A 14,213-nucleotide genomic window follows, 5' to 3' on the forward strand; every position below is an offset into this window, starting at 1 on the left:
TTTGAGAATACTTAATTTTTTATTTTGCTTCAAATAAAAAGATATGCTTTCCATTCATTTTTCTAAAAAAAATCAAGTGAGCTTTTAAAAATATATAGGTATTGTATTTAGATTAATCTAATTTAGATAGCGTCTATAATTAATTATATTAAACTTTTTTAGATAAATATTGTCAAAAAATAAAAACATTTATGGCTTATAGATTATTTGTGATATTTATTTTCTCTACAATTTTAGGATGTCAGTCTGATGAATTAATCACATTGAATATACCAGAAAAAGCTTTTTATTTTCCGCCAATTAATACCAGTGATTGGGAAACTACACTGCCTAATAGATTAAATTGGAACTTGACTAAGTTGGAAGAATTAGAGCGTTTTCTTATTAATTAGAAAACGAAATCTTTTATGGTATTGGTTGATGGGAAAATTGCGGTAGAAGAATATTATAATGGACATACAGCTAATGATACTTGGCAATGGAATAGCGCAGGAAAAACTTTGGTTACAGCGACTACAGGTATTGCTCAACAAAATGGATTAATAAATATTGATAATAAAGTATCAGAATACCTAGGTATTGGATGGACGAACACAACAGTTCAACAAGAAAATTTAATTACAGTAAAGAATTTACTATCGATGACATCTGGACTAAATGATGAACCACAGTTAGTTGTTAAACCTAATTTAACTTATCTAGCTAATGCAGGTACAAGATGGGCATATGCTAATGTATTTCAACGATTGATGGATATTATTGAAAAGACAAATGATGCAGAGTTTGAAATTTATTTCAATAATGAGTTACGTAACAAAATTGGTATGACAGGATCTTGGAATAATGGTTTAATCTATCATATTTATAATAGTGATGCAAGGAGTATGGCTAGATTTGAATTATTGGCTTCTCAAAATGGAAAATGGGAAGGAGAGCAAATTATTAACGAAAACTTCTTTAAAGAAAGTAAAACAACATCTCAAAGTATTAATCCATCTTATGGGTATTTATGGTGGTTAAACGGAAAAAGCGAATATATGCTACCATCTTCTCAAACAAAGTTTACAGGTGAACTGGTTTCTAATGCACCTGAAGATATGATTGCAGCTATGGGGAAAAATGGGCAACGCATTTATATAGTACCTAGTAAGAATATAGTAATTATTAGAATGGGAGAAGCAACGGGATCTGGAGATAATTTTGAGCTGTCATCTTTCGATACTATTTTTTGGCAGAAATTTAATGAAGTAGTTAATTAAAAATGATGGTTAATATAGTAATAATCGTATAAATTTAATGATTTAGAGAAGTAAAGTAAGTCCTTTTTGGGCTTTTTTTATTTAACCATTAAGTATATAATAAGTATTTTAAAAAGTATAAATAAATAGTTTTACTGAATCGCTATTATGAATTTTATTATTAGTAGTGAAGGGTGATTGTACCTAAACTGTTATATATTATAATAATGTTTTTAGTCATTTTGTCTACTCCAATAATTTCGTATGGTCTTCGTGATAATTACCACGAATTAATTGTTTAATTTTTTTAACTATTTTAGTACTTATATAAATAAATTATAAAGAAAATCGGTTTCTAAAAATTGAATTGAATATAAAAAATAAATAAGAAATGAAAAAAATAGTTTATTCATTAATGATTGTATTATTTATAATGTTTGCAAATTCGTGCGGCAAAAAGATGACTTTTGAAGATCAGATAAAGAAAGATGTTTATGAAAAAATATCTAATGGTTACTGTAAAGCAAAAAAAATAGCGAAAAATGCCAAAATTAAGAATCTTACTATTGGAGAAATAACGCCGATAGGAGATACAGGAATGATTGATGTTTCGTTAGAATTTGACGTTATTGATTCAGAAGGAGTAGAGCAACACATAAAAGAAGCAATGCTTTATTTAGAAAAAGAAAATAAGAGCCGTAAAATGCTAGCTATTTTTTGTGATTATGATTACAGACATTAGAGTTAGCTACGAAATGACAGGAGAAAATTAGAGTTCTATTTATTAAAAGCAATTTTATAAAGATACAAACACCTTATACAGTAAAGGATACAAGAAAAATATTTATTTTTAAACAATGAAAATGTAAACAAATAAGTAAGGAGAAATCATAAAAATTATTTTTTTAATTTTACGTAATAAGACATCTTGATAAATAAAGGCACAATAATTTTATTCATAGTTATTTCATTAATGCAAGTAAATATAATTGCACAAACAAAGATGAAGGAATTACCAATTCAATTTGGGGACGTTTTTTTAGTATCTAATACTAAAAAGACTATAGTTGATAATTATGATGAACATTTAAAAATAGAGCTAATAAATTTTATTGAAGAGTGGGGGTATGATGCACCTCCAGGAGTTGAGAATCGTAATTATTATTCTGATGTGCAATATACTTTAAGAGTTCAAGTAAAAGATGTTGAAAAAATATATAGCTTTTACAGTTCTGATATAAAACACAAAAATAAGTTTAGTTTTAATTTTAAGAATTATAAAATATTTATACTTTCTGATGAGTATACAAATTCATCAGCATCAATTAAAATTAAAATCAACAGAATAGATTAAACTAATTGAGAACAAGTGATTTGTTGATTAATATTGACATTTTTCGTGAATTTTAATAGACTTTAAGTAACAAGTTATAATAGAGTATTAGCCACTTTTATAGAGGAAGTTTGTAGTAGATTTAATAATTTACTGCCTGTTTACAGGTAACTAACACATTAAAAAGTGGCTAATATTATGTTATTAAAAAAAGTTAATTTTCTACGAGTTTAAATAGTTTTTTAAATCATTGTAATTACTTACTTTAATAGTGCTTTTTTCTTTATTTATTACAGATTTAATTTGTTCTGGTATAGCTACTTTAATTTTTAATGTACCTTCAACTATATCTAAAAACTTAACAGGATGAGCAGTTTCTAGAAAAATACACAAATCATTAGGGTACTCTTTTTGGTATTCTTTAGAACCTAAATATCCTACTGCTCCATGTGGATCTGCAACATAACCATTTTTTTTGTAGATTAATTCCATCGCTTCACGAGTTTCATCATCTGTAAAAGAGAATGATGAGAATACATTTTTTAAAGCTTCAATATTATTTGCAAATAGTTCTTGAATACGTATAAAATTACTCGGATTTCCTACATCCATAGCATTTGAAATGGTTGCTTTTGAAGGCTTCGGTTCATACAATCCATTTATCAAATAATTAGGTACGGTATCATTTATATTAGTGGAAGCGACAAAATGCTTGACAGGTAACCCTAATTTTTTTGCCATAATACCAGCACAGATATTTCCGAAATTTCCACTTGGTACTGAAAAAACAACTTCTTTTTGTTGCTTGTATACTTGTTTATAAGCAAAGAAAAAGTAAAACATTTGCGGTAACCAACGTGCAACATTGATAGAGTTGGCCGAAGTTAAAATAGGATTGATTTCATTATCTAAAAAAGCAGTTTTTACCATCTCTTGACAATCATCAAAAACACCATCTACTTCTAAAGCGGTAATGTTTTGTCCGAGTGTAGTTAATTGTTTTTCTTGTACATGACTAACTTTTCCAGAAGGATATAAAATAACAACATCTACACCTTTAACTCCTAAAAAACCATCAGCTACCGCTCCTCCTGTATCTCCAGAAGTGGCAACCAATACAGTAACTTCATTGTCATTATTTCTGTTAAAATAACCTAAACAACGCGCCATAAATCGAGCACCAACATCTTTAAAAGCCATTGTAGGGCCGTGAAAGAGTTCTAAAGTACTTACATTTTCTTCTATTTCTACAACAGGAAAGTCAAATGATAAGGTTTCTGAAATAATTTTCTTTAATATTTCAGTAGGAATTTCATCGCCTACAAATTGTTTAATAGCTTCATAAGCTATTTCTTCGTTAGAATAGTTTCCGATATTATCAATGAAACCTTTAGGCAAGGGTGTAATATTTTCAGGGAAGTACAAACCTCTATCTGGTGCTAATCCATTAACTACAGCTTCTTGGAAGCTTACGTTGGGTGATTTTTTATTAAGACTATAATAGTTCATTTTTGTGTTGTTTGTGTGTTGCATTGCAGCTAGCAATGTAGTTTTTTTATAATATTATTTTGTTTTTTACTACCGAAGTAATTTCGATTCTAAACAAAAAAGCATTTTATTTTGAATCTAAAATTCGAACACCTTGTGTATTTATTTTTGATGAAAACAAAGTGAAATCAATATTTTTATCAGCATACGCATTTTGTATAGCAGCTTGTACTTTTTTAGCAATTTCTTCTCCTTTGCATAAAGCAAAAATAGTTGGCCCCGACCCTGAAATTCCTGCCCCTAAAGCACCAGCTTTAATAGCTTCACTTTTAACTAAATCAAAATGTGGAATTAAATGTTTACGTGCAGGTTCAACAATAACATCAGTTAAAGAATTACTTATCAGTTGATAATCACTGGTGTGTAAGCCACTTACTAATCCACCAACATTTGCCCATTGCGTAACCGCACTTTTTAAAGGTACATTATCAGGTAAAACTTCACGAGCATCTTTGGTTTTTACTTCAATCTGCGGGTGAATAGCAACCAGTTGTAATTCATCAGGTACTGGTAGTTTTATAATATCTAAAGGGTCGTAACTTCTAATAAGAACAAAACCACCATAAACAGCTGCTGCTACATTATCAGCTATTGGAGTACCACAAGCAGCTTCTTCACCTAACATAGAGAATTTTGTTAGTTCTAATGTTGAAAAAGGCTTATTTAGTAATTCGTTTACACCAAAAGCAGCACCTGCAGAACTCGCAGCACTACTACCCAAACCACTACCTGGAGAAAAACCTTTATGCATGGTTATTTTAATACCAAAATTAACAGGATGTTTTGCTAACATTGCTAAAGCCACTACACCAGCAGCATTTTCTGTAGGATTTAAACTTAAACCATCTGCACCTGTAATTTCTGTTATTTGTACTCCTCTTTCAGCTGTTTTTGTGAAAGTCATTTCATCACCCATGGTATCTACAGCGAATCCCATTGAGTCAAATCCGCAAGAAACATTGGCAACAGTTGCAGGAGCAAATATTTTTATATAATTCATTTTTTTGCAATTAAAAACAAGTAGGTAAGTTGTATTCACAGTCCCTTCTTGATATTATTTTGTATAATTTTCTACTATTTTAAAAGTGTAATTATAGAGCTATTAATTATTACCTATTCTAATTACATCAGCAAAAATCCCTGATGCTGTAACATCAGCACCTGCACCTGCACCTTTTATAATTAAAGGATTAATAGGGTATCTATCTGTAAAAAATAATACAATGTTATCACTTCCTTCTAAATTATAAAAAGGATGATCAGACGGAATGTGTTGTAAACCAACTTTTGCTTTACCATCAGAAAATTCAGCTACATATTTTAAACGATAGCTTTCATCATTAGCTTCTTTAAATATTTTTTGAAAATGAGCTTCAAATTCAGTTAAACTTGCGTAAAAATCATCATTATTAGTCGTATTTAAACTTTTCTCAGGTAAGAAAGAGTTATTTTCAATGTCAGATAATTCTAACTCATATCCACTTTCACGAGCAAGAATTAATATTTTTCTAGCTACATCAATACCACTTAAATCAATTTTAGGATCAGGTTCGGTATATCCTTGTTTTTGAGCTTCTCCCACCACATCATGAAAAGTTGATGAAGCATTAAAGTTGTTAAAAACAAAATTTAAACTACCTGATAGTACGGCTTGTATTTTATGAACCCTATCACCTGAGGCTATTAAGTTTTTTAGTGTGTCAATAATAGGTAAACCTGCACCAACATTGGTCTCAAATAAAAACGGAGCATTATATTTTCTAGATACTTTTTTTAGTGTTCTGTAATTTTCTAAATCAGAAGCACAAGCTATTTTATTACAGGTAACTACGGCAATATTAGTGCGTAAATATTTTTCATAAACTTCTGATACTTTTTGATTTGCTGTGTTATCTACAAAAACAGAATTACGAAGGTTGTACATTTTAGTTTTGTTAAAAAACTCATCTAAAGTTGTAGGCTCTCCATTTGCCAATAAATCTTTCCAATTAGTTAAATTGATTCCATCAGTATCAAAAGCCATTTTTTTAGAATTAGCAATACCAACAACACGAATATTCATTTTTAAATGTTCTCTTAAGTATTGTTGCTGTTGATGTATTTGAGCTAAAAAACGTTCACCTACATTACCAACACCAGTAACAAATAAATTAAGTTGTTTTATTTTTTCTTCAAAGAATTGTTCATGTAATGTGTTTAGCCCTTTTTTAGCATCGTTACTATCTATTACAGCTGATATGTTTTTTTGAGAAGCTCCTTGAGCAATGGCTCTAATATTTACATTATTTTTCCCTAAAGCACTAAACATTTGTCCGCTTAAACCTTGATGATTTTTCATATTATCACCAACTAAAGCTAAAATAGCAAGACCTTGTTCTACAATAACAGGTTTTACTTTTTTACGTTCTATTTCAATTTCAAAGGCATCATTAATTGCTTTAGTAGCTTTTTCTGCATCCTCATCGTAAATACCAACACAAATAGAATGTTCAGAAGACGCTTGAGTAATTAATACAATATTAATGTTTTGATTAGAAAGTGTTTCAAATAAACGTTTTGAAACGCCAGAAACACCAACCATGCCGCTACCTTCTAAGGTTAATAAAGTAATGTTTTCTATATGACTAATCCCTTTTACAAGATTAGAACTTTTTGCTTCTTTGGTAATTAAAGTTCCTATATTATCTGGTTCAAAAGTATTTTTAATAACGATAGGAATTTCTTTTTCTAATACAGGTTGTATAGTAGGAGGGTAGATTACTTTGGCACCAAAATGTGAAAGCTCCATGGCTTCCTGATATGATATTTGTGGTATAGGAAAAGCTTGTTTTACAACACTTGGGTTTGCAGTAAACATTCCACTAACATCGGTCCATATTTGTAATTCACTAGTATTTAAAGCAGCGGCGTAAATTGCAGCAGTATAATCAGAGCCACCTCTACCTAAAGTTGTAGATAAGCCATTTTCTGATTTAGCTATAAAACCAGGTAAAACAGTAATTTGGTGTGGATTTTGATTAAAGTATTCTTGAGAATTTTTATTAGTTAACTTAAAATTTACTTGTGCTTTATCAAAAACATTTGAAGTACTAATAAGCTCTCTACTGTCTTTATAAGTTGCATCTAAATCATTCTTTGCTACTTCTGAAATTATATATGAAGATAGTAATTCTCCAAACCCACTTATAGCTGCCATTGTTTTAGGAGTTACTTCTTTTAGTAAAAAACACCCCTCTAATAAAGTTTGTAATTGACTAAATAAAGTATTTACTTTATGTAAAACTTCATCTTGTGCATTTTTATTTACAAGATCAGTAACAACCTGTGTATGATGTTGTTTTACTTCTTTAAAAAGTTCAATGTAATTAGCTTCATTATTAGCGGCTTTATTTGCTGAAGCTATTAGTTTATTGGTAGTTTTACCAAAAGCAGAAACGACTACGGCTACTTTTTCTTTAGCAGCGGTGTTTGAAACGATTTGAACTACTTTAGTAATGTTTTGACTATTGGCTACTGATGAACCTCCAAATTTTAAAATTTTCATTTTAAAAGGTATAAAAAATAATTAATTATAGAATTTTAGTTGTTATTTATCTGTTTTCAATTTTTTGAAAATATAAATAAGACGAGTGGATTATATGTATAAAGTAGACCCCTAAAGGGTAATAATAATTGTATTAGAAATAAAAGTAGTGCCCATGAAGTCTGTCGTAAAGTTTACGATAGGTAATGAGTTTATATTTCTTTTGTTGATTAACATTATTATGGCAAATGTAAACTTTTTTTTAAAACATTACATATTTTTTTAAAAAAAACTAAATAAAGTAGTAAATCATAAATAAAAACTACCTTGCTTTAAGGTATGTCCAATGGTTATTTTCTTTACAAAAAGAAGAATTTTCATGTATAATATCAATTTTACCATTTTCCATGAAAAAAGCTTTGAATTCAACAGTTCCAATCAAATCAGTATAACGACCTTTAGTTATATTAATGATCTCTAATTTAATCCATTGAACAGATTTTGCCCAAATAAGAATTTCTTTTTTTTCTCGATTAGAAGGGCGTGTTTTTGAATGATGACTTTCTTGTAAGTAGTTAATGTTAGCTAAGGCAAAGGCACTGTATCTAGATCTCATTAAGGATTCAGCAGTTGCTATCGATTGAATATTTTGGTGTGCTATTTTACAGCATTCGTTATATGTTTTACTAGAATTACAAGGGCATTGCATATGATTGTTATATTAATTTAATTTAATAGTTCTTTTTTTTTAGCTATTCTAAAACAACGTTCTTTACCTATATATAAAGGATTTCCATGTTTTTCAGACCAAAAACCATCCAAAATGTCCTTAGATATACATTTATAAACAACAACTCCCTTATAAGTATTACAATCAATTCCTTTATATTTGAAATTAATGACTAATATATTATCATTATAAAAACCTGTTCCGACTTGTTCTTGCTCATTATTAATAATCCATGTAGCAATGATTCTGTTATTAACGTCAAGATTTAAAGAAAGTATGCCTTTATAAGTATGTTTTTCAGCATCTTGATTATTCCCAATAATATTATATTTTCCAACTAAGTCTTGAATTGTCATTTTCTTAAAAAAATGTAAAATTACACTATTTTTATATAGACAACAAAAGAGCATAAAAGAAGATTCTCCTATATTAGTTAAACTTTATTAAAAGTGTTTCTACAAGAAATTTATTTAAATGAGAAAACTATTCATCTATACTTAGATGCATTTTAACTATAGAAAAGATTAATTAAACATATGTTATTAATACCTTTTGTATAAAAAGGTATTTTTATGGTAATAACCCTATTATTCTATATATTTTGAAAAAAAAACTAAATATTTTACTAATTGAAGACAACATTATTGAAATAATGAAAATGAAACGAACTAATTCATCCTTAGATATTAAGCATGATATTAGTGAAGCAAAAAATGGAGAAGAAGCTCTTGAGGTTTTAGAAGAAAAAAGTAGTTTACCTGATTTAATTTTACTAGATTTAAACATGCCAAAAATTAACGGTATAGAATTTTTAGCAATATTAAAAAATAACGATGATTTAAAACACATTCCAACAGTGATTCTAACAACCTCAGATAATCAAAAAGATTTAGAAGAATGTTATAGAATTGGAGTTTCTGGTTATATTCTAAAGCCTTTAAAATATGAAGACTATGTAGAGAAAATAGAAATAGTTTTATCTTATTGGAGCATGAATGAATTAAAAAAATATTAAATATGAAAGGCATAGTTTTTACTGAATTTTTAGACTTGGTAGAGGATAAATTTGGTTTAGAGATGGTAGATAAAATTATTTCTCAATCAACATTAGAATCTGAAGGTATATATACATCAATAGGAACTTACAGCTTTTCTGAAATGTTACAATTATTAGAAAATTTAAGTGGTAATACAGCTATATCTATAGATGATTTATTATTAGTGTATGCTGAACATTTTTTTGGTGTCATAGAAAAGAGTTACCCAGGTCTTTTGGCAACTTATAAAGACCCAATAGAAATGTTAGCTTCTATTGAAGATCATATTCATATAGAGGTAAGAAAAATTTATCCAGAAGCAGAGCTACCTACTTTTGTAATTAAAGATAGAAAAGATAAATCATTAGTAATGATTTATAAGTCTAGTAGAGCTATGCATCATTTTGGACTTGGTTTAATGAATAAAACATTTGAACACTTTAATGCTACGGCAACAATTGTTTTAGAAAAAATAAAAGAAGATGGTACTGAAGTAAAATTTATTATTAACCAAGATTAATGAGTCAGGATAAAATTGATATACTAGAAAGGGCTCTAAAAAGAGAGAAGGCTGCAAGAAAAATAGCTGAAAAAATCTTAGAAGATAAATCAAGAGAGTTATATTCAATATCTGAAGAATTAAAAGAAACAAATTTAAAATTAGAAGAATTATTAAAAGAAAAATCATCACAATTAAAAGGAGTCTTTGAGAATATCAATGACTCTTATTTAATAATGGACTTAACAGGAAATGTTCTTAAAATGAATGAAACAGCTGTAGCGTTTTTTGGGTATGATATTTCAAAAGAAAAATTAAATGTAGTAAATCTTATTTATCCAGAAGATAATATTTATGCTTTTGAATCTTTTAATGAATTGTATAAAACAGGAGCCTTTTCAAATTATACCGCTAGAATTTTAACTAAAGAGAAAGAAGTTAAATGGGTTCAAATAAATGCTAGTTTAATATATGATAAAAAGGGTAAAAAAATTGCAGCTCAAGGAATAATTAGAAACATTACTGCTTCAAAAAAAACGACTGAATTAATAGAAGAACAAAAAAAAGAATTAGATGTAATTGTCGAGAATTCATCATTAGGTATTGCACTTACACAGCATGGTAATTTTTTAAAAACTAACAGTGTTTTTCAAAATTTTTTAGGGTATTCAGAAGATGAATTCCTTGAGTTAACGATAAAGGATGTTTCTTTTAAAGAGGATTATCCGCAGTCTAAAAAGTATTTAGAAGAAATGATAAGTGGTGAGATTGATCATTTCGTACTAGATAAAAGATATAAAAGAAAAAACGGATCTATTTTATGGGCAAAAGCGAATGTTAATGCAGTAAGAGATTCTTTTGGTGAAATAAAATATCAAGTAGCACTTGTTGAAGATGTTACTTTAGATAGAGAGAGAACATTGATTATTGATATGATTAATGATCTAGCAAAATCTATTCTTGGAAAGGACAATGTTTATGAGATAGCATGGGAAGTAACTCAAAAAATAGCAAAATATTTAGATTCTAAAGATTGTGTTATTTATTTAGTAAATGATAAAAATAATACACTAGAACAAATTGCATCATATAATTTGCAATTGAATAAAGAAATGGTGAAAAATTATGTTTTACCCATTGACAAAGGAATTGTAGGAAGTGTCGTAAAATCGGGAAAAGGAGAAATTGTTAATGATACTTCTAAAGATGGCAGGTATATTATAGAAGATGAAAGACGTTTTTCTGAAATATCAGTACCAATAATAAGCGAAGGTAAGGTTATAGGAGTTATAGATTCAGAACATATTAATAAAAACTACTATAGAGAAGAACATTTAAAAGCTTTAGAAAATATTGCAAGCTTAGTTTCTATACAGTTAAAAAGTGCAATAAATATAAAAGAGAGAAAAATAATAGAATTAAAAAATATTAAACTTTTAAATCAATTAGAAAAGAGTAATGATCAATTACATGAATACGCACATATTGTTTCTCACGATTTAAAATCTCCGTTAAGAAGTATCGATGCTTTAGTTTCTTGGATTAAATCAGATAATGAAGATCAGCTTGATAAAGCAACATTAGAAAATTTTGATTTAATTGGTACTACACTTGAAACTATGGAAAAGTTAATTTCTAATGTTTTAGAATACTCTAGTGCAGGTTCAGATACAAATGAAAAAGAAGATGTTGATTTAAATATTACTTTAAATGATTTAAGAAAAATATTATTTATACCTGAAAATATATCAATTAGCATATTAAAAAAACTTCCTATAGTTAAGGGTGATAAAACTAAGTATCAACAATTGTTTCAGAATTTTTTAAGCAATGCGATTAAGTTTAGTGATAAAGAAGTTGGAATTATAGAGGTAGATTACAGTGAAAAGAAAACTTTTCATCAGTTTTCTATAAAAGATAATGGGATAGGGATTGAAAAAAAATATCATGATAAAATTTTTCAAGTATTTCATTCATTAAATAAAAGAGAAGACTCTACAGGTATTGGATTATCTATTGTTCGAAAAATAATTGATTTAAATGAGGGAGATATTTGGTTAGAAAGTGAACCTAATAAAGGAACTACATTTTACTTTACCATAAAAAAGGATTAAATGAAAACAGTACAACTTAAAAGAAAAAATAATTCTGATTGGAAATATTTATCAGAAGAAATAAAATTGAAAGAGCCTTTAGTTTTAGTTTTTGGAAATAGATTTTTATTAGAAGGTGAAACTATTTATGAAGAAATAAGAACTATTTTTAAAGATGGTCATATTGTATTTGGTTCTTCTTGTGGAGACATTTCTTCAGAATCTATTGATGAAAATACTATAACCATTACAGCTATTGAATTTGAGAAAAGTAATTTTGTAATAAAGACGACTAATTTTTTAGATTCGGGTTTAGATTCAAAAATAGATAGTTTTTTAGTAGGTAAAGAATTAATTAATCAATTTTCTGAAGAAGGATTAAAACATGTATTTATTGTTTCAGAAGGAAGCTTTATAAATGGTAGTCAATTAACAAAAGGAATGAATGCTGCTACAAATGATAATTTGTTAATTACAGGAGCTTTGTGTGGTGATGATGCAAGGTTTGAGAAAACAATATCATCTTATAATGAAAATCCTAAACCTGGAGAAATAGTTGCGATTGGTTTATATGGAGAATCTTTAGAAGTAACTTTTTCTATTAATGGAGGTTGGACTCCTTTTGGTCCAGAAAGAATAGTCACAAAATCTAAAGGGAATATTTTATATGAATTAGATAATTTATTAGCATTAGATTTATACAAAAAATATTTAGGAGAAAACTCTAAAGAGCTACCTGGAGCAGCTTTATTATATCCGTTAAAAGTAAAGTCAACAAATGATAAACAATCTATTGTTAGAACAATTCTAAATATAAATGAAGAGGATAATTCAATGATATTGGCAGGAGATATTTTAGAGAATTCTAAAGTACAGTTAATGATGACTAATGTTGATAATATTGTTAATGCAGCAGAAATAGCAGCTATAAATGCAAATAAATATAGACAAAATAAGCCACAATTAGCTATTTTAGTTAGTTGTATTGGTAGAAAATTAGTGTTAGATCAAAGAGTAGAAGAAGAAGTAGAAGAGGTAATAGAAGTTATTGGTAATCAAACCACTTTTTGTGGGTTTTATTCCTATGGAGAGATAGCTCCGTTTAATGGAGAAAATAATTGTCAATTACATAATCAAACAATGACGGTAACGCTAATAAGCGAATAATGAACTCACTTTTAAAAAGACAAATTAGAAAGTATTTACCTGAAGAATTGCTATCAGATAAAAAGTTAGAAACTTTTTTGGATGCTATAGATAAATCTTATAAGACATCAGAAAATCAATTTGCAATGTTGCAAAGAGCCACAGCGATAAGTTCTGAAGAGCTTTTTGATGCAAATGAAAAATTAAAGGAAGAAACTAATTCTCAAAGAAAAGTTATAGAGAAACTTAAAAGTGTAATTGACACTCTTAAGTTTTACGATCTAGAACAAGATAAGCCTATAGAAAATTCAGATTCATTAAAACTAGTTGATTTTATTGATAATCAAACGAAAGAGATTATTAAAATAAATAAACAAAAAGATTCATTATTAAAAAGTTTAGAACAGCAAAATCAAGAGTTAAATGATTATACTCATATGATTTCTCATGATTTAAAAACACCAATACAAAACATTGATGCATTATCTGTTTGGATTAGAGAAGATTATGGAGATTTGTTAGATGGTGAAGGAAAAGATAGGATAGAATTAATAAGAGAGAATACTCAGAAAATTGATACTTTAGTAAGAGCGATTCATAGGTACTCTACAATTGATAAAGAAGAAGTTAAACGATATAATTTAGATTTAGATAAATTATTAAAAACGATTATAAAAGAATTAAACTTACCTGATAATATAAATGTAAACATTCCTGAAAAATTACCGAACATAAAGGGAGATGATAAAAGAATAGAACAATTGTTTTTAAATTTAATAGATAATTCAATTAAATTTAATGAGAAAGAGAATATAGAAATAGAAATAGGTTTCTCTGAAGACGCTACTTTTTGGAAATTTTATATAAAAGATAATGGAAAGGGAATTGATGAGAAATACTTTCAGAAAATTTTTATAGCTTTTTCTAAATTAGAAAATGATTACAAGTCTGCAGGAATAGGATTATCTATTGTTAAAAAAATTATAGACCTTTATAAAGGTAATATTTGGATAGAATCTCAACTAAAAGTAGGATCTATCTTTCATTTTACAATAAAAAAATAATT

14 protein-coding genes are annotated in these 14,213 nt (G+C 27.8%); 9 read left to right on the plus strand and 5 right to left on the minus strand.

The window, feature by feature from the left end:
- The first annotated feature begins 191 nt into the window (after positions 1–191).
- The 4 genes from CXF68_RS21010 to CXF68_RS12920 all read left to right on the plus strand — a co-directional run bounded on the left by CXF68_RS21010 (position 192) and on the right by CXF68_RS12920 (position 2,592).
- The gene (locus tag CXF68_RS21010; RefSeq protein WP_232771655.1) at positions 192–392 is read left to right on the plus strand and encodes a hypothetical protein; all 201 of its coding nucleotides are present in this window, start codon (positions 192–194) and stop codon (positions 390–392) included.
- Positions 393–407: 15 nt separating this feature from the next.
- The gene (locus tag CXF68_RS12910) at positions 408–1,259 is read left to right on the plus strand and encodes a serine hydrolase (protein WP_232771656.1); all 852 of its coding nucleotides are present in this window, start codon (positions 408–410) and stop codon (positions 1,257–1,259) included.
- A gap of 370 nt (positions 1,260–1,629) precedes the next feature.
- Entirely contained in the window at positions 1,630–1,980 is a 351-nt protein-coding gene (locus CXF68_RS12915; RefSeq protein WP_157821932.1) for a hypothetical protein, read from the plus strand.
- Positions 1,981–2,211: 231 nt separating this feature from the next.
- Positions 2,212–2,592, plus strand: a complete 381-nt coding sequence (locus CXF68_RS12920; protein ID WP_101045265.1) for a hypothetical protein — start codon at positions 2,212–2,214, stop codon at positions 2,590–2,592.
- Positions 2,593–2,793: 201 nt separating this feature from the next.
- Here the strand turns inward: CXF68_RS12920 and thrC are convergent, their stop codons facing one another.
- The 5 genes from thrC to CXF68_RS12945 form a co-directional block, all read right to left on the minus strand.
- Positions 2,794–4,080: a threonine synthase gene (gene thrC / locus CXF68_RS12925; protein ID WP_101047517.1), complete on the minus strand. Its 1,287-nt coding sequence runs from the start codon at positions 4,078–4,080 to the stop codon at positions 2,794–2,796.
- 106 nt (positions 4,081–4,186) lie between these two features.
- A complete protein-coding gene (locus CXF68_RS12930) occupies positions 4,187–5,119 on the minus strand; it encodes a homoserine kinase (RefSeq protein ID WP_101045267.1) in 933 nt (310 codons plus the stop codon).
- A 102-nt stretch (positions 5,120–5,221) separates the two neighbouring features.
- Positions 5,222–7,663, minus strand: a complete 2,442-nt coding sequence (gene thrA / locus CXF68_RS12935; RefSeq protein WP_101045268.1) for a bifunctional aspartate kinase/homoserine dehydrogenase I — start codon at positions 7,661–7,663, stop codon at positions 5,222–5,224.
- Positions 7,664–7,964: 301 nt separating this feature from the next.
- Positions 7,965–8,351, minus strand: a complete 387-nt coding sequence (locus CXF68_RS12940; protein ID WP_101045270.1) for a YchJ family protein — start codon at positions 8,349–8,351, stop codon at positions 7,965–7,967.
- Positions 8,352–8,368: 17 nt separating this feature from the next.
- Positions 8,369–8,728 (minus strand): hypothetical protein, encoded by a 360-nt coding sequence (locus tag CXF68_RS12945; protein WP_101045272.1) that lies wholly within the window; start codon positions 8,726–8,728, stop codon positions 8,369–8,371.
- Positions 8,729–8,973: 245 nt separating this feature from the next.
- On the opposite strand from CXF68_RS12945, the gene CXF68_RS12950 reads away from it, so the two are divergent.
- From CXF68_RS12950 to CXF68_RS12970, 5 genes are read left to right on the plus strand one after another with little or no spacing between them, the layout of a single operon-like run.
- Positions 8,974–9,387, plus strand: coding sequence for a response regulator (locus CXF68_RS12950; protein ID WP_101045273.1), 414 nt, complete (start codon positions 8,974–8,976; stop codon positions 9,385–9,387).
- A 2-nt stretch (positions 9,388–9,389) separates the two neighbouring features.
- Positions 9,390–9,929 (plus strand): heme NO-binding domain-containing protein, encoded by a 540-nt coding sequence (locus tag CXF68_RS12955; protein WP_101045274.1) that lies wholly within the window; start codon positions 9,390–9,392, stop codon positions 9,927–9,929.
- A complete protein-coding gene (locus tag CXF68_RS12960) occupies positions 9,929–12,022 on the plus strand; it encodes a PAS domain S-box protein (RefSeq protein WP_101045284.1) in 2,094 nt (697 codons plus the stop codon). The genes CXF68_RS12955 and CXF68_RS12960 overlap by 1 nt, the downstream gene beginning before the upstream one ends.
- Entirely contained in the window at positions 12,023–13,168 is a 1,146-nt protein-coding gene (locus CXF68_RS12965; protein ID WP_101045287.1) for an FIST signal transduction protein, read from the plus strand.
- Positions 13,168–14,211, plus strand: coding sequence for an ATP-binding protein (locus tag CXF68_RS12970; RefSeq protein WP_101045288.1), 1,044 nt, complete (start codon positions 13,168–13,170; stop codon positions 14,209–14,211). The genes CXF68_RS12965 and CXF68_RS12970 overlap by 1 nt, the downstream gene beginning before the upstream one ends.
- Positions 14,212–14,213 lie beyond the last annotated feature (2 nt).

This window comes from Tenacibaculum sp. Bg11-29 (assembly GCF_002836595.1).
GTDB lineage: Bacteria > Bacteroidota > Bacteroidia > Flavobacteriales > Flavobacteriaceae > Polaribacter.

Excerpts from the sequence above, each read along its gene's own strand:
- CXF68_RS12940 (WP_101045270.1), bottom strand. The coding sequence starts at position 8,351 with ATGCAATGCCCTTGTAATTCTAGTAAAACATATAACGAATGCTGTAAA.
- CXF68_RS12970 (WP_101045288.1), top strand. The coding sequence starts at position 13,168 with ATGAACTCACTTTTAAAAAGACAAATTAGAAAGTATTTACCTGAAGAA.
- CXF68_RS12910 (WP_232771656.1), top strand. The coding sequence starts at position 408 with ATGGTATTGGTTGATGGGAAAATTGCGGTAGAAGAATATTATAATGGA.
- CXF68_RS12960 (WP_101045284.1), top strand. The coding sequence starts at position 9,929 with ATGAGTCAGGATAAAATTGATATACTAGAAAGGGCTCTAAAAAGAGAG.
- CXF68_RS12930 (WP_101045267.1), bottom strand. The coding sequence starts at position 5,119 with ATGAATTATATAAAAATATTTGCTCCTGCAACTGTTGCCAATGTTTCT.
- thrA (WP_101045268.1), bottom strand. The coding sequence starts at position 7,663 with ATGAAAATTTTAAAATTTGGAGGTTCATCAGTAGCCAATAGTCAAAAC.
- CXF68_RS12920 (WP_101045265.1), top strand. The coding sequence starts at position 2,212 with ATGCAAGTAAATATAATTGCACAAACAAAGATGAAGGAATTACCAATT.
- CXF68_RS12955 (WP_101045274.1), top strand. The coding sequence starts at position 9,390 with ATGAAAGGCATAGTTTTTACTGAATTTTTAGACTTGGTAGAGGATAAA.
- CXF68_RS21010 (WP_232771655.1), top strand. The coding sequence starts at position 192 with ATGGCTTATAGATTATTTGTGATATTTATTTTCTCTACAATTTTAGGA.
- CXF68_RS12965 (WP_101045287.1), top strand. The coding sequence starts at position 12,023 with ATGAAAACAGTACAACTTAAAAGAAAAAATAATTCTGATTGGAAATAT.
- CXF68_RS12915 (WP_157821932.1), top strand. The coding sequence starts at position 1,630 with ATGAAAAAAATAGTTTATTCATTAATGATTGTATTATTTATAATGTTT.
- thrC (WP_101047517.1), bottom strand. The coding sequence starts at position 4,080 with ATGAACTATTATAGTCTTAATAAAAAATCACCCAACGTAAGCTTCCAA.
- CXF68_RS12945 (WP_101045272.1), bottom strand. The coding sequence starts at position 8,728 with ATGACAATTCAAGACTTAGTTGGAAAATATAATATTATTGGGAATAAT.